This is a genomic window from Mesoterricola sediminis (genome assembly GCF_030295425.1).
GTDB lineage: Bacteria > Acidobacteriota > Holophagae > Holophagales > Holophagaceae > Mesoterricola > Mesoterricola sediminis.
Genome location: NZ_AP027081.1, coordinates 2,131,348 through 2,148,825, shown reverse-complemented (window position 1 = coordinate 2,148,825; position 17,478 = coordinate 2,131,348). Strand labels below are relative to the sequence as shown.

Sequence of the window (17,478 nt, the reverse complement as noted above, 5' to 3'; positions counted from 1 at the left end):
CTCCGGTTGTCGGGGGGGAGCCGCCTAGCGGTAACCGGCCTGGGCGCCTCCCGCCGCTTTCTGCACCTTGAGGATCCCACGCTTGAGGAGCTTGGAGAAGATGGCCAGGCACTCTTCGTGGGGAAAGGGCGAGATGGAGATGATGTCCTTGATGCTCCAGACCGCGTTCACCCGGGTCGCGAGGAAGGCCTCGTTGGGGCCCAGCTGGGCCTGCATGAGCTCCTCGATGGTCACGGCCAGCTCGGGCACCAGGGTCTCGTCCAGCGTGTTCTCCTCGAGCATGTGCTCGACGACCTGGAGCATCCGGGTGGCCTCCTGGAGCCGGGGCTGCTCGACGAGGAGCTTGCGCAGCTCGTCCTGGGCCTCCTGGAGCTTCTGGCGTTCCAGGAGCTGCCGGGCCCGCTGGAGCTGGAGGCTGGTCTGCTCCCCGAGCCTGCCCCCGGGGTGGAGGATGCGGACCATCCCCTTCTCGTGGAGATCGAAGAGCAGCTTGTGGATCTTGAACTCGGGGGCCCGCATCTCGATGACGATCTGGTCGATGGTCTTGAGGCCGTCAAGCCGCGCCAGGATGTCGGCGTCCTCGGGGGCCAGGGGGAGCATCTCGGCGATGGTCTCGGAGACCCCGGCGAGCACGGCGTCGCCGCCCCGGATCACCTTGCGGACCCGCTTCCATTCGTCGGTGCGCCGCGCCCCCTCGAGGACGATGCCCGTGACCTCCAGGGACAGGAGCATGGAGCGCTGGAGGGGGGGCTGGCCGTCGTGGAACTCGAAGGTCCCCGTGTCCCACAGGAAGGTGTCGTAGATGGACTCCTCGACCTTGAGCTGGACGATGCGGCGGATCTCGGTCTCCGTGACCAGCTGGCGGTTCACCAGGATCCGGCCCAGGAGCTGGTTCTCGTCCTCCTGGGTGGCCAGGGCCTCCCGGAGCTGGTCCTCGGTGATCCGGTTGTAGGCCAGCAGGTACTGCCCCAGGTACTCCCGCGGATCGGAGGACCACACGCTGGTGATCCGGCCGTCGCCGAAGGCCACGCGCTTGGTGTGGAGGAAGCCCTTGAGCTCGAGGATGCCGGTCTTCTTGCCCACCGATAGCCACTGGAGGATGTCCTCCAGGCCCATGGTGGAAAGATCGCCCTTGATGCCCATGCCTCGACCCCGGTCCCCTATTGTTATCCGTATTCGGGGTTGGCGCTACAGGGTAGCGATGACGTCCCGGATGGCCCGGTTGAGCAGGACGGGGTGGTGGCGCACCATCTCCGCCTCCGGATCCAGGAGCGGATAGGAGAATATCGGCACCCCGCAGATCCGCCCGGCGTCGGGGACGAGCGGAACCCCGCCCTCGGCCCGGTAGCGGCGCAGGAGCGCGTCGGGGAGGGGGGCGGTGTTGGCGATGACGGCGGAGAGGGCCACGTGGGCGAAGGCCTGGATGGCCGCGATGTGCGCCTCCATGTCCATGCCCGAACTCTCGCCGGGCTCCGTCATGAGGTTCGCAATGTAGAGGACGGGGGCCCCCGTCCGCGCCACCGCCTCCCGGAGCTCCGCGATGAGGAGGGAGGCGATGGTGGAGGTGTAGAGGCTCCCCGGCGCGAAGAGGATGAGGTCGGCCTGGAGGATGGCCAGGATCGCCTCGGGTAGGGGTTCCGCGTCCAGGGGCTCGGCCCAGAACAGGGCGAGGGGCGGCTTGGCGGAGTTGACGTGGGTCTCGCCGGTGTAGCGGCGCCCCTCCATGTCCTCCGCCCGCAGCACGACCGGGACCACGGTGGACGGGTAGAGCCGGCCCACGGTGACGAGCACGTTGCTGAGCTGGCGGATGGCCCGCACCCAGTCGCCGGTGAGGTCGGCCAGGGCATGGAGCATCAGGTTGCCGAGGGAGTGCCCGGAAAGGGACCCGTCTGACCGGAACCGGTAGTTGAGGAGGTCCGAGAGGACGGACTCCTCCCGGGTGAGGGCCGACAGGCAGTTGCGCAGGTCGCCGGGGGGGATGCCCCCCAGCTCATCGCGCAGCCGGCCGCTGGACCCCCCGTCGTCGGAGACCGTGACGATCCCCGTCAGGCGCCAGGGGTCCCGGGTCCGCCCCGCCTCGGGCTTGAGGGCCCGGAGCAGGGCGGCCAGGCCGGTGCCGCCCCCGATGGCGACCACCTTGAGGGGCATCTCGGCGTGGAGGCCCCTCCCGCCGGCCATGGGGCCTCAGCCCCGGTTGAAGACGGCGAAGGGGCCCGACTGCCTCACGGCGTCGAAGTCGGGCTCCAGGCGGAACTGGTAGATCAGGCCCGGATCGAGGCTGGTGGCCTGGGTCAGGGCGTCGGCGGACTCCTGCGGACGGTCCAGGAGGGCCAGGGAGAGGGCCTTGAGGTAGTGGAGGCCGGCGTGGTCCGGACGGGCCTTCAGGGCGGCCTCGGCCAGCCCGAGGGCGGCTTCGGGATCGCGGCGGTTGAGCTGCACCTGCACAGCCAGTTCGGGGGCGGGCTCGGCCGGGGCCTCGGCGCCGTCGAGGCGCTTGGCGATGGCGGCCAGGTGGGACTGGGCGGTCCGGGCGATGGGGAACGCCTCGGCCTGGAGGGCGGCGGCCTGGACGGCCTCGAAGGCGGCCTGGGCGGCCTTCAGGTCATTGTCGCCGAGTTTTGCGAGGGCCGCCGTCAGGCTGTCCTCCAGCGTCATGTCGGCTGAAGTGACGGGGCTCTCGTTGGTCTTGGGCTTGATGGCCATGCTGGATACCTCGATGTGGGGCGGACGTGAAGAAAAACCTTAAACCTTGAATATAGCCGATTCGCGCTTCAGCATGCGGGTCGAGAGCCAGGTCATGAGGCAGGCCAGGCCCAGGGTCATCACCAGCGCGATCAGGTATTCCGCCGCATTGGCCTGCTGGCTGAACAGTTTGCGGATGGCCAGACTGACGTTCAGGACCGGCACGTACGGCAGGATGGGCATCTTCTCGATGCCCGGCGCCATGGAGAAGACGCCGAGGACGACGACCACGAAGACCCCGGGGGTGAGGGCCGTCCCGGCCTCGACGGTGTTCCGGGCCTGGATGCCCCCCAGGATGATGAAGTTGGCGAAGAAGAGCCCCAGGGGCACCACCAGCAGGAAGCTGAGGAGGATGACGGAGGGGCTGGCCAGGGCCGCGAGGCCCGGCATCGCTGCGCCGCCGGCGGCGGGCGCGCCCTGGGCCACCGCCTCGCCCATGGCGCGGGCCACGGAGAAGGCCATGCTCAGGAGGTTGATGAGGGCCACGATGAGCCCGATGGAGAAGACGTAGAGCAGCTTGCCGATGATGATCTGGCTGCGGGGGATGCTCGTGGACAGCAGGCTCAGGAGGGTGCCCCGCTCCTTCTCCCCGGCCGTCGCGTAGATGCCGTGCTGCATGGCGCCCGCGTACATCATGATCATGAGGATGTAGGGCAGGAAGGAGCCCAGCATCTTGCCGATGGCCCGTTCCTTGCCGCCCGCGTCCTCCGTGTCCACCTTGGTGGGCTCCGCCAGCTGGGGCGAGGCCCCGAGGGCCTTCAGGCGGGCCTGGACGAGGGTCTTGTCGTGGGCGGCCAGGGCCTTCTTCAGGCGGTCCACGGCCAGCCGGCTGGAATCGTCGCTGCGGTCGTAGACGGCCTTCACCGACCAGGTCTCGCTCCGGGCCTCCTTCTCGGCGGCCTGGGGATCGGGTTCCAGGATGAGCTCCAGCTTCTGGTCCCGGAGGGCCTGGCGCACGTCCCCCTCGGGACGGGGGGCCAGGGTGAAGCTGGCGGGATCCTTGGCCAGCAGGGCCGTGACGGCGGGCGATGCCTGGGCCACCCAGACCCTGCTGGGCTGGCTGGCGCGCTTGGCCTCGTCGCTCTTGCCCAGCCGCCCCATCATGGTGAAGAGCAGCGGGTAGAGGATCAGGGGCATGAGGAAGGTGAAGAAGAGGGTCTTCCGGTCCTTGGAGAGCTCCAGGAACTCCTTCTTGACGATCAGCAGCGCGCCCCTCACGCGGCACCCCCTTCCTTCTCCGCGACCAGCTTGAAGAAGACCTCGTCCAGGGTGGCCACGCCCCAGCGCTCCAGGAGGGCCCTGGGCGCCGCGTCTCCGTGCAGCCGCCCCTCGAAGATGATGCCGACGCGGTCGCAGACCGCCTCGACCATGGGCATGACGTGGGTGGAGACGATGACGGAGCGCCCCTCGGCCTTCATGATGCCGAGCAGGTCGAGCACCGTCTTGGCCGTGAGCACGTCCAGGCCCGTGGTGGGCTCGTCGAAGATGACCACCTTGGGGTCGTGGAGGAGGGCCCGGGCGATGGAGACCTTCTGCTTCTGGCCGCCGGAGAAGCCCTCCATCTTCACGTCCGCGAACTCGGCCATGTGGAGGCGCTCCAGCAGGTGGAGCCCGCGCCGTTCCGCGGTCCTCGGGTCGACGCCCTGGAGCTCCCCGAAGAGCCGGAGCAGCTCCCGGGGGGTGAAGCGGTTGTAGACGCTCAGGTCCGTGGAGAGGTAGCCCGTGAGGGCCCGGGCCCGCTCAGGCTCCCGGGCGTTGTCGATGCCGCACACCTCGATGCGGCCGCGGTCGGGGGCCATGAGGCCGGCGATCATGCGCAGGGTGGTCGACTTCCCGGCGCCGTTCGGGCCCAGGAGCCCGTAGATCTCCCCGGGCTGGACGGTCAGGGAGATCCCCCTGACGGCTTCGATGCGCATGCGGGCGCGCGTCTTCCGGTCCTTCACGTCGAAGGCCTTGTATATATCCGTGAGCTGGATCAAGGGTTTCTCTCCCTGGGAGTGATGTGCGGCCTCAAGTGTAGCAAGACCTCTCAGCGGGGGAGCGAGACACCCTGCACGAAGGCCAGGCCGGGGACCCCCACCGTGCCCAGGATCAGCATCAGGGCGCCCGCGCAGAGGCAGTAGAACGCGAAGGGATTCAGCCGGGGACGCCGGGTGAAGCGGTCCAGGAGGCTGATCGCCAGGTAGCCGGAGACCGCCGCGGCGGCGACGCCCACGACACAGGCGGCGGCCGGTCCCAGGGAGCCGGGGGGGAAGGCCGCTTCCAGGGGCAGGGGCTGGTGCTTCAGGAGCGGCTTGAGGATGTGGGTGCCCTCCAGGACCGCGGCCCCGAGGATCGTCGGCATGCCCAGGAGGAAGCTGAACCGGGTCGCCGCGGGGAGCTGCAGGCCGCGGAAGACGCCCATGGCGATGGTGGAGCCGCTGCGCGAGAGCCCGAAACCCCCGCCGAGGCCCTGGATCGTCCCCACGGCCAGCGCGTCCAGGGCGCCCATCTGGTGGAGGCCCCTGCCCTCCCGCCGGGAGGCGAGCCCGTTGGCCCAGAAGAGGATGGCGGCGGTCAGCAGGAGGCAGAGCCCGTAGATCCACAGGTGTTCCTTGGCCGTCTCCTTCAGGTGCCGCGTCAGGAAACCGAAGGCCACGGTGGGGACCATGGCGACGAGAATCCAGCCGGCCAAACGACGCCCCTCGGCGTTGCGGCCCAGGATGCCCATCACCATCTGGACGATCTCGGCCCGGAAGTAGACCACCAGGGCCAGGAGGGTCCCCACGTGCAGGAGCACGTCGAAGGCCAGCGGCATGCTCCGGTGGAGCAGCAGGTTCTCCGCCAGGGTCAGGTGGGCCGTCGAGGACACAGGGAGGAATTCGGTGAGGCCCTGGACGAGGCCGAGGAGGATGGCGATGAGAAGGGTCATGGGCGCTCCTGAGCCCAGGGTAGCCGAAGAAGGGGATAGAATCCTCCCCATGAGAGCACTCGACTTCCGATCCGACACCGTCACGCGCCCCTCCCCCGAAATGCGCGCCGCCATGGCCTCCGCCGAGGTCGGGGACGACGTCCTCGACCGCGACCCCCTCATGGACCGCCTCGAACGCAGGGTGGCCGAGCTCCTGGGCCTGGAGGCGGGCCTCTGGACCCCCACCGGGTGCATGGCCAACACCATCGCCCTCATGCTCCACCTGTCCCGGGGCGACCGGTTCCTGGCCCCGGCCCAGGCCCACGTCCTGGGTTCCGAGCTGGGCACCCCGGCCTGGCTCGCCCAGGGCATGCCCGAGGCCCTGCCCTGGGAGGCGGGCCCCGGCCGGATCACCCCCATGCAGGTCTTCAGGGCCGCGGGCAGGCCCGGCCCCTACTACACCCTGCGCAGCGCCCTCCTCTGCCTCGAGAACACCCACAACTTCGCGGGCGGCACCTGCACGACGGCGGCGGAGCACCGCGCCCTGGTGGAGCAGGCCCGCGCCCTGGGCCTCAAGGTCCACCTGGACGGCGCGCGCCTCTGGCACGCCGCGGCCGCCACCGGCGACACCCTGGCCGACCTCGCCTGGGGCGCCGACACCGTGAACGTCTGCCTCAGCAAGGGCCTGGGCGCCCCCATGGGCTCGGTCCTCTGCGGTTCCCGGGACCTCGTGGAGGCCGGGCGCCGCATCCGCAAGATGCTGGGCGGCGGCGTCAGGCAAGGCGGCATCGTGGCCGCCGCGGGCCTGGTGGCCCTCGACTACCTGCCCCGCGTCCCCGAGGACCACGCCAAGGCCCGGCGCCTCGCCGACGGCCTCCGGGCCATGGGCTTCCGGGTGGCCCCGCCCGACACCAACATCCTCCTGGTCCCCGTGCCCGACGCCGCCGCCGCCCTGTCCATCCTGGAGGGCGTCGGCGTCCGGGTCCTCCCCGTGGGCAGCGCCCTGCGCTTCATCACCCACCGGGACCTGGCCGACGCGGACATCGAGGAGGCCCTGGACCGGATCCGCGCCGCCGCCGACCGCCTCGTGACCACCTGGGAGGGCGACCGCCCCATGGTCTGAGAGCGGCGCCCGGACAGGGCGAGGGGCCCGCGCCCGGAGGCGCGGGGCCCTCGTTCGTCCAGGGGCCGGGGTTTCCCGTCCGGCCCGCTACTCCCGGCCCAGCTTCTTCATCATCTCCGCCTTGAGGGCCTGGGCCGCGGGGTCGGGGGCCGTCGTCGGCGCGACGCCGGCCAGCTGCCCCACCTTCTCGGAGAGGAGCACGCCGAGGAGGCTCTCGATGAGGCTGCCGCTCCCGCCCTGGCCGCCCATGGCGATCTTGGGCACCACGTCCACCTGGGAGCTCTGGATGGCCTCGGCGAAGCGGCTCATGACCTGCTGGACCAGCTGGAACTGGGGCCCGCCGTAGGCGCGCACCTGCTCCTCGATGGCCATGGCCTGGGCGATGCCCACCCGGGCGGCCTTCTCGGCCTCGGCCTCGGCCAGGGCCTTGATCCGCTTGGCCTCGCCTTCGCCCATCAGGCGCATCTTCTCGGCCTCCGCGGAGGCGAGGGTCTGGATCTGGGAGGCCTGCTGCTGGGCGCGGGCGTAGTCGGCCTTGCCGGCGTTGCTCTGCACGTTGATGGAGATCTCGGATTCCGTGAGGAGGGTCTGCTGCTTGGCCTTGGCTTCGGCTTCCCGGAGCTCCCGCTCCTTCACGGCCGCGGTCTGCTGGCGCTCGTAGGTCTCGACCTGCTCGTTGGCGATCTGCCGGCTGCGGAGCTGGGTGAGGATCTGCTCGATCTGGCCCCCGGCGGCGCCGCTGGTGGGCGTGCCGATCAGCACCTCCTGGAGCTCCAGGTTGTACTGGACGAACTTCTCCTTCATCTGGACGCCGCTCTGGTCCTGGATGGCGGAGCGGTCCTGGATGAGCTGGATGAGGGTCCGGGTCTGGCCGATGTTCTTGAAGTAGGCGCTGACCATGGGGTCGAGGGTCTGCTCGACGAGCTTCTTCACGTCGCCGAAGCGCTGGATGACCAGCGGGGCCTTCCGGTAGTCGATGTGGACCACGACGGAGAGCGGCAGGCTGGGCTCGAAGGCGTCCTTCGTGATCAGGCTGACCTCGGTGAGGTTCTCGTCGTACTTGTGGGAGCCCACCTCGGCCTTGTTCCACTTCAGGATGAAGTTGGTGGTGGGCACGAGCAGGACCTTGCCGGCGTAGGTGTTGAACGCGTACTTGCCGGGGAGCAGCGGCTCGCTCCAGACGCCGCGCTGGCCGGGGGTGACCAGCTCGCCGTGGCGGTACTCCTGCCCGCTGATGTCGGGACCCGCCTCGCCGGTGTAGGAGACGACGACGCCCACGTTCCCCACCTCGACCACGGTCTTGGGGATCAGTTCGACCGTCGCGAAGAGCCGGTTGATGTAGTAGGTGCCTTCGACGAGCACCTGGTACTGGCGACCGCGGAAGCCGCCCGCCTTCAGGAACTTGTCAGCGTCCTGGAAGTTGTTGTGGTAGGTCTCGGCCTTGGCCAGGTCCTCGCCCACGGTCGGGGCGATGATCTCGCCGGAGCCCAGGGAGGGGCCGTCATGGACCGTCACGATGCCCACCGCGTCGTCGGCGCCGCGGATGATCACGGGACGGTAGCCGCCCCGCTCCGAGATCACGGCCGACATCTTGGTGAAGGTGTCGATCTCGGACCGGTCGAGGGGCAGGTAGTAGAGCTGGTCCTCCGTGAGGACGACGAACTGGGCCAGGTTGATGGCGTACGTGCCCTCCCGCAGCAGGCCCCGCTGGGGACCCTTCTGGCCGCCGGCCCGGAGGAAGGCGGTCACATCCTGGAAATCGCGGGTGGCGTCGTTGGCGGCCAGGGTCTGGGTGGGCGGCAGGTCGTGGCCGTCGCGGGCGTACACGTAGCCGATCTTGCTCTGGGGGATGGTGACCAGGGGCACCTTGTGGATGCGGTACATGAACGGCATGAACAGGTGCCAGCCGCCGCGGAGCACATCGGGCTGGAAGCCGGCCTCCCCGTTGAGCGCGATGAACCCGCCCTTGAGGGAGCCCTTCCGGCTGATGAGCTTTTCGACCACGCCAACCCGATTGTTCGGTATGTACCGGATGGTCTTGGCGAGGAGGAGGATGACGAGCAGGAGGAGCACCCCCCATCCCAGGGTCTGGGGGAGGGCGCCGAACGCGGCGGACATGTCCATGATGGGACTCCTAGGTGGAACGCTCCCACTCTACTCGCTTCCATGTCAGCTCGCTTGACCTATTCAACTTCAGGCCAGGTAGCGGGCCTCCAGGGTCCTCCGCTCCGCGGGCCCGAGGCCCAGTTCCCGGGTCAGGTAGGCGTCCACCGAGCCCCAGCGGGCCTCCAGCTCTTCCCGGGCCGCGGCGAGGTAGGCGGGGCGCACCTCGAACATGGGCCGGATGACCTCCCGGGACATGGGCGGTTTCACCAGGTGCTCGGCCACCCTGAGGACCCGGGCCATTTCCTCGTCCGGGTCCTGGTAGCGGGCGGTGAGCAGGTAGTCCCGCGTCACGTCCTCCCAGGCCACGCCCAGGGCGCTGAGCACGAGGGCGCCGGCGAAGCCCGTGCGGTCCTTGCCCGCCGCGCAGTGCATGAGGACGGCGCCCTCGCGGGTGGCCAGGATCCCTTCGAACATCGCCCGCCAAGCCGCCGTCTGGTTCACCACCATGTCCCGGTAGAGGTGGGCCATGAACTCCGCCGTCCGGTCCAGGCTCACGGTGCTGTCCCCGGTGGCCCGGAAGAAGGATTCGGCGCTGCCCGGCACCACCTCCGCCGCGCAGGTGCGGGGGGCCGAGGCTGGATCCCAGGCGGAGGGCTCCCGCTCCTGCTCGGCGCGCTGGCGGAAGTCCACGACGAGGGCCAGCCCGAGGGGGGCCAGCCGCTGCCGGTCGCCGGGGGTGAGGCGATGCAGGTTCCCCGAGCGGAAGAGGCGCCCCCAGCGCACGGCCCGGCCGCCGTGGCCGCGGTAGCCGCCCATGTCGCGGAAGTTGCTGACCCCCTCGAGGTCGAGGTGGCGCGGGGGGAGGTCCAGGGTCAAGTCCATCAGCAGATCCTCGGAAGTTGTTCGCCGCTCAGGAGATCGAGCACGCGGCGGGTGCCCAGGGCCGTCCGGAGGAGGACGGCCCCCGGATGGGCGTCGGTGACGGTGCCGATCCGGACGGCCCCGGCGCCCTCGGGGCGGGACCGGAGCAGGTCCAGGGCGCGGGCGGCCTCCGCCTCGGGAACGAAGGCGACCATCCGCCCTTCGCAGGCCACGTAGAGGGGGTCCAGGCCCAGCATCTCGCAGGCGCCGGCGACGCCGGGCAGGACGGGGATGTCCTCCTCCCGCGCCTCGATGCCGACCCGGGCGTCCGTGGCGATCTCGTTGAGGACGGAGGCCAGGCCGCCCCGGGTCGCGTCGCGGAGGCAGCGCGGGGTGACGCCGCCGTCCAGGAGGGCCGCGACGAGGCCGTGGAGGGGCCCGCAGTCGCTCTCCACGGGGGTCCGGAAGGCGATGCCGTCCCGCACCGACATGACGGCGATCCCGTGACGGCCCACGTCGCCGCTCAGGAGCACGGCGTCCCCGGGCCGCACGGAGGCCGGGCCCAGGTCCAGGCCCGCGGGCACCGCGCCGAGGCCGGCCGTGTTGATGTAGATCCCGTCCCCCCGGCCCCGGTCCACGACCTTGGTGTCGCCGGTGACGATGGCCACGCCGCAGGCGTCCGCGGCCCGGCGCATGGAGGCGGCCACCCGCCGCAGCTCCTCGATGGGGTAGCCCTCCTCCAGCACCATGCCGGCGCTGAGCCACTGCGGCCGCGCGCCGGCCATGGCCAGGTCGTTCACGGTGCCGTAGACGGCCAGTTCGCCGATGTCCCCGCCGGGGAAGAACCGCGGCTGGACCACGAAGGTGTCCGTGGTGAAGGCCAGCCTGGCCCCGCCGGCCTCGACGACGGCCGCGTCGTGGCGGCCCTCCAGGGCCGGATTGCTGAAGGCCGGGAGCATCACCGACTCCAGGAGGTCGCGCATGGCGCGGCCGCCGCCCCCGTGGGCCATCTGGATGGTGTCGTGGCGCAGGGGCGCCGGACAGCTCAGCTGGAATTCCATGCCCCCCTCCGTCATGCGAGTCCGTGCCTGCGGTAGCGGTAGTAGGCCGCGCAGGCCCCCTCCCCGCTCACCATCGTGGCCCCCAGGGGATTGTCCGGGGTGCAGAGGGTCCCGAAGGCCGGGCACGCCTGGGGCTTCAGCAGGCCCTGGAGCACCAGCCCGCTCCGGCAGTGGGGCGACTCGGGGCCGCCGACGCCCTCCACCTCGAAGACCCGCTCCGCGTCGAAGGCGGCGAAGGCCTCCCGGAGGACGAGCCCGCTCATGGGGATGACCCCGATTCCGCGCCAGGCCCGGTCCGCCACCCGGAACACCTCGTCCATGACCGCCCGGGCCGCGGGGTTGCCGCCGGGCCTCACCACGCGGTCGTACTGGTTCTCCACCTCCGCCCTGCCCTCCTCCAGCTGCCGGAGGGCCATGTGGATCCCCTGGAGGAGGTCCAGGGGCTCGAAGGCCGTGACGACGATCGGCACCCGGTGGCGCGCCGCGAGGGGGTGGTAGGCCTCCGTGCCCATGACCGCGCACACGTGGCCCGCCGCGAGGAGGCCGTCCACGATCCGGTCCGGGGAGCCCAGCACCGCCTCCAGGGCGGGCGGGACCAGCACGTGGGAGACCAGCACCGAGTAGTTGGCCAGGCCCAGCCGCCTGGCCTCGAGGACGCTGAGGGCGTTGGCCGGGGCCGTGGTCTCGAACCCCACCGCGAAGAACACCACCTGCCGGCCCGGGTTCTCCGCCGCGATCCGCACCGCGTCCAGGGGCGAGTAGACCACGCGGACATCCCCGCCCTCGCTGCGCACCCGGAAGAGGTCCGAGGCGCTCCCGGGCACCCGGAGCATGTCACCGAAGCTGCAGAAGATGACCCCGGGCCGCGCGGCGATGGCCACGGCCTTGTCGATGAGCTCGATGGGCGTCACGCAGACGGGGCACCCGGGGCCGTGGATGAGGCGGACGCCTTCGGGCAGCAGCTCGTCGATGCCGAACCGGACGATGGCGTGGGTCTGCCCCCCGCAGACCTCCATCAGGTTCCAGGGCCGGGTCACCAGCCCGCGGATGGCCTCCACCAGGCGCCGGGCCGCGGCCGGGTCCCGGTACTCGTCCAGGTATTTCACGGCTCCTCCAGGATCCTCAGGGTCTCCAGGACGCGCCGGGCCTTCTCCTCGTCGATGACCTCGATCCCCGATCCGGCGTGGACCACGACGTAGTCCCCCGGCGCCGCGTCCGGGACGAAGGCCAGGGTGACCTCCTTGACCACGTCCCCGAAGGCCACGTGGCCGAGGCGGAGGGGTCCGTCCTCCACGTCCACCACCCTGCCGGGGATGCCCAGGCACATGTGCGACCTCCTCGTTGACCCGCGGCCCGGCTACGGCCGACTGTCTCCCAGCATAGCCAAGCCGGCCCGCCCGTCCACCGACATCCTGGCCCCCCGGGCCCGCGTGATTTGAGAAGCATTTCTCGATTCCCATGGCACCCCCGTTCCCCCGCCAGGCGGCCGTTCCGCGCGGGGTCCCCGCATTCGGGGTTGCGGTCCCCGGCGGTCCCGCGGTAGACCTGTCCCCCCGGTCCTTCCGGCCCGGGCCACCCCGAGGTTCCCATGACGCTCCCCGACACCCTCCTCCAGGTCCTGCGGCACGAAGGCGTGGTGGCCATCGCCACCCAGGGCCCCGAGGGGCCGCACCTGGTGAATTCCTGGAACTCCTACCTGCAGGTCGCCGGCGACGGGCGCGTGCTCGTGCCCGTGGGGGGCATGCACCACACGGAGGCCAACCTGGCCGTCAGCGACCGCGTGCTGGTCACCCTGGGCAGCCGGGAGGTGCCCGGGGCCCACGGCCCCGGCACCGGGTTCCTGATCCGCGGCACGGCCCGCCTCCACGCCTCGGGCCCGGCCTTCGACCAGGTCAAGGCCCGGTTCGCCTGGGCCCGGGCGGCCCTGGTGGTCACCCCGGAGCAGGTCGACCAGACCCTGTAGCCCCGGGCGGTCCGGCGCGTGCTAGGGTGGTTCCACACCCTCCCAGCCCCCAGAAGGAACCGGACCATGGCCCACCCGTCCTCGCGTATTTCCCAAGGCTGCCTCGCCCTCGCCCTGGCCTGGAGCCCCCTCCTGGCGGCGCCTCCCGCCCAGGAACCGCCCATCCTCAAGCCCCGCCCCATGGCGGACGCGGGTCTGGACTTCACCGGGGGCGCGCCCCTGAAGGAGGTCCTCCAGCGCCTCGGCAAGGCCGGGGGCGTGGCCATCAGCCTCCATGCCGCCGTGGCCGCCCAGGAGACCACCGTCGCCGCGGACCTGCGCCGGCTCCCCTTCCAGCAGGCCCTGGACCTCGTCCTGCTGCAGAACAACCTCTTCGCCAAAGTGCTGGCGCACGACGCCGTCATGATCTTCAAGAGGACCCCCCAGAACCTCCAGGAATTCGAGACGCGGGTCCAGCGCACCTACACCCTCGCCTTCGCGGACCCGGACCAGGTCCGGCAGACCCTCAACGCCCTCCATCCCCAGCTCCGCATCTTCCCCGACAAGCGCATGGGCGCCTTGACCGTCCTGGGCAACACGGCCGACCTGGCCGCGGTGGAGGACCTCCTCGCCAACGTGGACAAGGCCAAGGCCGAGGTGCAGATCGACCTGGAAATCCTGGAAGGGGACCGCCAAGCGACCCAGGCGGCGGGCCTCCCGGCCCTGGCCGCGGCGGCCCCGACCCCGCAGGGCCAGACCCCTGGCCTGGAGCGGGCCCTGGAGACCCTGCGGAAAGCGGGTGGAACCCGGATGCTGGCCAAACCCTTCGTGCGGGTGGTGGCCGGCGACACCGCCGAGGTGCGGGTCCCCGCCCTGGAAACCGGCCGGTACCGGGTGATGGTGAAGCCCCGGATCCACCCCGACGGCACCCTCACCCTGGCCCTGGACTGCGCTGCCACCCCCGCGGCCGCGCCTGACCAGGCCCATCCGGAAACCATGCTGCGCACCTCCGTGCGGGTGAAGGACGGGGAGACGGCGGCCTTCGGGGGCCTCCTCGCCGGCGGCGAGGCGCAGGCCAAGGACCTCGTCCTGGTCCTGAAGGCCCGGGTGATCCGCCCCGCCGCCCGCTGATCCGGGCCCCCCGGCAGGGACAATTCGCCCGCTATAATCCGGAGGCTCATCCGGAGGCCCCATGGCCGCGTTCCGCACCACCCGATGGTTGCCCGCCCCCCCCGCCGCGGTCTTCGCGGCCATCCGGGAGCCCGAACGCCTGGCCCGGTGGTGGGGGCCGGCGGGTTTCACCAACACCTTCCATGTCTTCGATTTCCGGGAAGGGGGGGCCTGGGACCACACCATGCACGGGCCGGACGGAAAGGCCTACGCCAACCAGGCCGTGTTCCTGGAGATCGTCCCCGACCGGCGGATGCGCCTCAAGCACACCTGTCCGCCCCCCTTCGAACTCACCCTGGACCTCGCCCCCGAAGGCACGGGCACGCGGCTGGCATGGGCGCAGGTCTTCGAGGACGCGGCGTTCGCCGAATCGGCCCGGGCCTTCCTGGAGAAGGCCAACGGCGAGAACCTGGACCGCCTCGCGGCGGAGGTGGCCGCCGGCCTCCCGTAGGGCCGCGTCCGCCAAGCTCCGACCCGAACGGGTATCAGCCATCCCTGATTAGGCTGTGTTCGGAATCTATAGATTAGATAAATAGTTAACTTGTACTCATACGTAAAGGCTCGTACACCACGAATTTTCCTGGGGTAACGATGCCGAGAAGTTTCCTGACCGATGCCATGTGGGCAAAGCTTGAACCGCTCCTTCCGCCGGAGGAATTTGGACCTTGGACAAGCGTGTACACGCGATTTGAGGCCTGGACCAAGCGCGGCGTGTGGCAAAGGATCCTGGAGTTCCTGCGCAAGGAAGCCGACCTGGAGTGGGTCATGCTGGATGGCACCATCCTTCGCGCTCATCAACATTCAGCAGGCAAAAGGGGGGGCTCTGGAACCAGGCGCTCGGACGATCTCGGGGTGGATGCTCGACCAAGATCCATTTGATCTGCGATGCCCACGGTAATCCTTTGGATTTCCTGGTCACTCCGGGGCAAGCCCATGAAAGCCGGTCTGCTGAAGGATTGCTGTGCGGTTGGCAGGCAGAGTACGTGTTCGGAGATCGGGCCTACGATGGGAACCCGGTAAGGAAGGCGATCGAGGCCATGGGTGCGACAGCCGTCATCCCACCTCATCCCCGGCGCAAGAATCCGGCGGCCTGGGTCTCACACCTATACAAGGCCCGCCATGCCATCGAGCATGGGTTCGCCAAGCTCAAACAGTTCAGGGCGCTGGCCACCAGGTTCGACAAAACGGCGCGAAGTTTCTCAGCCCAGGTGGCTTTGGCCTGCATCGTGATCTGGCTGAGGCTATGAGCGGAGGGTGACAAGCGTTCCGGATCCTCATTGATCCTATGAAACGCGGAGGCGCGGAGGATCTCGCAGAGGGTCGCGGAGGAAAGCGCTCCTGGAACCTGCCACCTCCCAATGACACGTCCCAACGGGAGGCGTGATGGGAAGGCATTGGGGAGAGGTCGACGGGGAGGATCATCCGCACAAGGAGATCACCCAGGCCATCATCGGGGAGGCCATCGAGATCCAGAAGGCTCTGGGGCACGGACTCCTGGAAGATCCCTACAAGGTCTGTCTGGCGCACTCCCTGAGACTGGCCGGCCATAAGGTGAAGCGGGAGGTTTTCCTGGATATCGAGTGGAGGGGGCTTGTGGGCTTGATCCTTTCTCCGCGAGCCTCAGCGAGATCCTCCGCGCCTCCGCGTTCCAATAGGATGCTGCGAATGCGCGGCGCCATCAGGCACTGCAGCACAGACTCACTATTCCAGCTCCTCCATGCTCCGGCACGGATGGGTATTAGCCATTACTATCCTAGATTACGAACACACCCTAGGCATTCCGAACACGCCCTGGGGCGACCCTGAAAAAAGCGTCGCGCCCTGGCATGGACGGCGCCGTGGCGGCATCCCACCTCCCAATTCGCGTGAATCAGGTCGAACCCTGACCTTCCGCCCCTGCCTGGAGGCCGTCATGCCCGTACTCCCCCTGCTCTTTCTCTGCCTGACCGTCCTGGCCGGGGCCGCGGCGCCCCCCGACCCGGAGGCCTCGGCCGCCCTGGCCGAGGCCCAGGCCTCCCTGGCCGCGCTGGGCCTGCCCGAGGGCACCGGCTTCCGCCTCCGCGACGTGGTGGCCGACGGCCCGGGCGCCGTCCACGTGCGCCTCCAGCAGACCTGGCGCGGCGTGCCCGTGTGGGGCGGCCAGATCATCCTCCACCGCGGCCCCGCCGGCCCCACGGCGCCCCCCACGGACGCGCTCGTGCGGGACATCGCCCTGGACGTGACCCCCAACCTCCAGGCCGCCGAGGCCCTGGCCGTCGTCCGGGGCCGCCCCGGCTGCCCCGCGGACGGGGTGCTCCGGCCCCCGGACCTGGTGCTGTGGCCGGCGACGGAGACGCGCATCCCCGAGGGCGCGGACGGGGCCGATCCCGCCGCGGAGCCCGTCGTCGTCCGCCACCACCTGGCCTGGCACGCCCGGGTCGAGGTGGGGCCCGGGGCCCGGGAGCCCCGGTGCGAGGACGTGCTCGTGGACGCCCACACCGGGGCGGTCCTGCGCGCCTGGTCCACCCTCTACACCGCCCGGCGGAACCTCCTGGAGCCGCCCCGCGAGGGCAAGCCCGCCGAAGGCACGGGGCGCTCCCAGTACAGCGGCGAGGTCCCCCTCGGAGCCCTGGCCTCCGGCCTGGGATACGAACTCCTGGATCCCACCCGGGGCGGCATCACCACGCGCAACCTGGGGGGGGCCACCGCCGGCCCCGGCGCCCCCTGCGCCAGCGCCACGCCCACCTGGGGGGACGGCCTGGACTACGACCCGGGCCGCGGACCCGGCTCGGTGAACGGCCAGACCGCGGCCGTGGACGCCCACTTCGGCCTCCAGTCCGCCTGGGATTTCTGCCGGAACGTGCTCGGGCGGAACGGCATCGACGGCCTCGGCACGCCCCCGGTCAACCGCGTCCACTACGCCGAGGGCTTCGACAACGCCTTCTGGTCCGACGACTGCTTCTGCATGACCTTCGGGGACGGCGCCGGCGGCCGGCCCTACACCACCCTCGACGTGGTGGGCCACGAGCTGGCCCACGGCCTCTGCAACGCCACCGCGGGGCTGGACTACGAGGGGGAGCCCGGGGGCCTGTGCGAAGCCAACAGCGACATCCTGGGCGTCCTCATCCGCCACTATGTGAAGCGCGCCGGAGGGCGCGGCCCCGTCATCCCCGACGGGCCCTGCGACTGGACCATCGGCGCCGAGGTGGCGGGGACCCCCATCCGCACCCTGGACCGCCCCAGCCGGGACCGGATCAGCCTGGACGCCTGGAGCCCCACCCTGGCCTACCGGGACGTTCACCAGGCCTCCGGCCCCATGAACCGGGCCTTCACCTTCCTCGCCCAGGGCGCGAGCGCCCGCCGGGGCCACCCCGCCTACAGCCCCCGGCTTCCCCACGGCATGGCCGGCATCGGCCTCGACAAGGCGCTCCGCATCTGGTGGCGCACCCTGACCACCCGCCTGACGCCCCGCAGCGGCTACCGGCAGGCCCGCGCCGGCGCCCTCGCCTGCGCCCAGGAACTCTACGGCCCCCGCAGTCCCGAATGGCAGGCCGTGGACCTGGCCTTCCGCGGCGTCAACGTGGGCCGCCCCCGGCGCCGCTGA

The 17,478-nt window shown here is 70.7% G+C and carries 18 protein-coding genes; 7 read left to right on the top strand and 11 right to left on the bottom strand.

Annotated elements, in window-relative coordinates:
- Positions 1–24 precede the first annotated feature (24 nt).
- From R2J75_RS09500 to R2J75_RS09475, 6 genes are read right to left on the bottom strand one after another with little or no spacing between them, the layout of a single operon-like run.
- On the bottom strand, positions 25–1,143 hold the full coding sequence (locus R2J75_RS09500; protein WP_243330941.1) for a DUF4388 domain-containing protein: 1,119 nt from the start codon (positions 1,141–1,143) through the stop codon (positions 25–27).
- A gap of 45 nt (positions 1,144–1,188) precedes the next feature.
- Positions 1,189–2,178, bottom strand: a complete 990-nt coding sequence (locus tag R2J75_RS09495) for a gluconeogenesis factor YvcK family protein (RefSeq protein WP_243330940.1) — start codon at positions 2,176–2,178, stop codon at positions 1,189–1,191.
- 6 nt (positions 2,179–2,184) lie between these two features.
- Entirely contained in the window at positions 2,185–2,703 is a 519-nt protein-coding gene (locus tag R2J75_RS09490; RefSeq protein WP_243330938.1) for a hypothetical protein, read from the bottom strand.
- Between the two features lie 39 nt (positions 2,704–2,742).
- The gene (locus tag R2J75_RS09485) at positions 2,743–3,960 is read right to left on the bottom strand and encodes an ABC transporter permease (RefSeq protein WP_243330937.1); all 1,218 of its coding nucleotides are present in this window, start codon (positions 3,958–3,960) and stop codon (positions 2,743–2,745) included.
- Positions 3,957–4,721: an ABC transporter ATP-binding protein gene (locus R2J75_RS09480; protein WP_243330934.1), complete on the bottom strand. Its 765-nt coding sequence runs from the start codon at positions 4,719–4,721 to the stop codon at positions 3,957–3,959. Before R2J75_RS09480 ends, R2J75_RS09485 begins: the two co-directional genes overlap by 4 nt.
- Positions 4,722–4,771: 50 nt before the next feature.
- A complete protein-coding gene (locus tag R2J75_RS09475; protein ID WP_243330932.1) occupies positions 4,772–5,653 on the bottom strand; it encodes an undecaprenyl-diphosphate phosphatase in 882 nt (293 codons plus the stop codon).
- A gap of 49 nt (positions 5,654–5,702) precedes the next feature.
- On the opposite strand from R2J75_RS09475, the gene R2J75_RS09470 reads away from it, so the two are divergent.
- Positions 5,703–6,755, top strand: a complete 1,053-nt coding sequence (locus R2J75_RS09470) for a threonine aldolase family protein (protein ID WP_243330929.1) — start codon at positions 5,703–5,705, stop codon at positions 6,753–6,755.
- Between the two features lie 87 nt (positions 6,756–6,842).
- Here the strand turns inward: R2J75_RS09470 and R2J75_RS09465 are convergent, their stop codons facing one another.
- The 5 genes from R2J75_RS09465 to R2J75_RS09445 all read right to left on the bottom strand — a co-directional run bounded on the left by R2J75_RS09465 (position 6,843) and on the right by R2J75_RS09445 (position 12,110).
- Positions 6,843–8,879, bottom strand: coding sequence for an SPFH domain-containing protein (locus R2J75_RS09465; protein ID WP_316411560.1), 2,037 nt, complete (start codon positions 8,877–8,879; stop codon positions 6,843–6,845).
- Between the two features lie 69 nt (positions 8,880–8,948).
- Positions 8,949–9,743, bottom strand: coding sequence for a tyrosine-protein phosphatase (locus R2J75_RS09460; protein ID WP_243330925.1), 795 nt, complete (start codon positions 9,741–9,743; stop codon positions 8,949–8,951).
- A complete protein-coding gene (gene hypE, locus R2J75_RS09455) occupies positions 9,743–10,783 on the bottom strand; it encodes a hydrogenase expression/formation protein HypE (RefSeq protein ID WP_243346082.1) in 1,041 nt (346 codons plus the stop codon). The genes R2J75_RS09460 and hypE overlap by 1 nt, the downstream gene beginning before the upstream one ends.
- An 11-nt stretch (positions 10,784–10,794) precedes the next feature.
- Complete coding sequence (gene hypD / locus R2J75_RS09450) at positions 10,795–11,889, bottom strand: hydrogenase formation protein HypD (protein WP_243330921.1); 1,095 nt, start codon at positions 11,887–11,889, stop codon at positions 10,795–10,797.
- Entirely contained in the window at positions 11,886–12,110 is a 225-nt protein-coding gene (locus R2J75_RS09445) for a HypC/HybG/HupF family hydrogenase formation chaperone (protein ID WP_243330919.1), read from the bottom strand. The genes hypD and R2J75_RS09445 overlap by 4 nt, the downstream gene beginning before the upstream one ends.
- A gap of 261 nt (positions 12,111–12,371) precedes the next feature.
- On the opposite strand from R2J75_RS09445, the gene R2J75_RS09440 reads away from it, so the two are divergent.
- The 6 genes from R2J75_RS09440 to R2J75_RS09420 all read left to right on the top strand — a co-directional run bounded on the left by R2J75_RS09440 (position 12,372) and on the right by R2J75_RS09420 (position 17,478).
- On the top strand, positions 12,372–12,746 hold the full coding sequence (locus R2J75_RS09440; protein WP_243330917.1) for a pyridoxamine 5'-phosphate oxidase family protein: 375 nt from the start codon (positions 12,372–12,374) through the stop codon (positions 12,744–12,746).
- A 66-nt stretch (positions 12,747–12,812) separates the two neighbouring features.
- Complete coding sequence (locus R2J75_RS09435) at positions 12,813–13,856, top strand: secretin N-terminal domain-containing protein (protein WP_316411559.1); 1,044 nt, start codon at positions 12,813–12,815, stop codon at positions 13,854–13,856.
- A 61-nt stretch (positions 13,857–13,917) separates the two neighbouring features.
- On the top strand, positions 13,918–14,346 hold the full coding sequence (locus R2J75_RS09430) for an SRPBCC domain-containing protein (protein WP_316411558.1): 429 nt from the start codon (positions 13,918–13,920) through the stop codon (positions 14,344–14,346).
- Positions 14,347–14,608: 262 nt separating this feature from the next.
- Positions 14,609–15,142 (top strand): IS5 family transposase, encoded by a 534-nt coding sequence (locus R2J75_RS09425; RefSeq protein ID WP_316411557.1) that lies wholly within the window; start codon positions 14,609–14,611, stop codon positions 15,140–15,142.
- A 136-nt stretch (positions 15,143–15,278) separates the two neighbouring features.
- Positions 15,279–15,701, top strand: a complete 423-nt coding sequence (locus R2J75_RS19880) for a GxxExxY protein (protein WP_394365899.1) — start codon at positions 15,279–15,281, stop codon at positions 15,699–15,701.
- 106 nt (positions 15,702–15,807) lie between these two features.
- Entirely contained in the window at positions 15,808–17,478 is a 1,671-nt protein-coding gene (locus R2J75_RS09420) for a M4 family metallopeptidase (RefSeq protein ID WP_316411556.1), read from the top strand.

What these genes read in the sequence shown, in the direction of transcription:
- R2J75_RS09500 (WP_243330941.1), bottom strand. Translation starts at nt 1,143, where the DNA reads ATGGGCATCAAGGGCGATCTTTCCACCATGGGCCTGGAGGACATCCTC.
- R2J75_RS09495 (WP_243330940.1), bottom strand. Translation starts at nt 2,178, where the DNA reads ATGGCCGGCGGGAGGGGCCTCCACGCCGAGATGCCCCTCAAGGTGGTC.
- R2J75_RS09490 (WP_243330938.1), bottom strand. Translation starts at nt 2,703, where the DNA reads ATGGCCATCAAGCCCAAGACCAACGAGAGCCCCGTCACTTCAGCCGAC.
- R2J75_RS09475 (WP_243330932.1), bottom strand. Translation starts at nt 5,653, where the DNA reads ATGACCCTTCTCATCGCCATCCTCCTCGGCCTCGTCCAGGGCCTCACC.
- R2J75_RS09470 (WP_243330929.1), top strand. Translation starts at nt 5,703, where the DNA reads ATGAGAGCACTCGACTTCCGATCCGACACCGTCACGCGCCCCTCCCCC.
- R2J75_RS09465 (WP_316411560.1), bottom strand. Translation starts at nt 8,879, where the DNA reads ATGGACATGTCCGCCGCGTTCGGCGCCCTCCCCCAGACCCTGGGATGG.
- R2J75_RS09460 (WP_243330925.1), bottom strand. Translation starts at nt 9,743, where the DNA reads ATGGACTTGACCCTGGACCTCCCCCCGCGCCACCTCGACCTCGAGGGG.
- hypE (WP_243346082.1), bottom strand. Translation starts at nt 10,783, where the DNA reads ATGGAATTCCAGCTGAGCTGTCCGGCGCCCCTGCGCCACGACACCATC.
- R2J75_RS09445 (WP_243330919.1), bottom strand. Translation starts at nt 12,110, where the DNA reads ATGTGCCTGGGCATCCCCGGCAGGGTGGTGGACGTGGAGGACGGACCC.
- R2J75_RS09440 (WP_243330917.1), top strand. Translation starts at nt 12,372, where the DNA reads ATGACGCTCCCCGACACCCTCCTCCAGGTCCTGCGGCACGAAGGCGTG.
- R2J75_RS09435 (WP_316411559.1), top strand. Translation starts at nt 12,813, where the DNA reads ATGGCCCACCCGTCCTCGCGTATTTCCCAAGGCTGCCTCGCCCTCGCC.
- R2J75_RS09430 (WP_316411558.1), top strand. Translation starts at nt 13,918, where the DNA reads ATGGCCGCGTTCCGCACCACCCGATGGTTGCCCGCCCCCCCCGCCGCG.
- R2J75_RS19880 (WP_394365899.1), top strand. Translation starts at nt 15,279, where the DNA reads ATGGGAAGGCATTGGGGAGAGGTCGACGGGGAGGATCATCCGCACAAG.
- R2J75_RS09420 (WP_316411556.1), top strand. Translation starts at nt 15,808, where the DNA reads ATGCCCGTACTCCCCCTGCTCTTTCTCTGCCTGACCGTCCTGGCCGGG.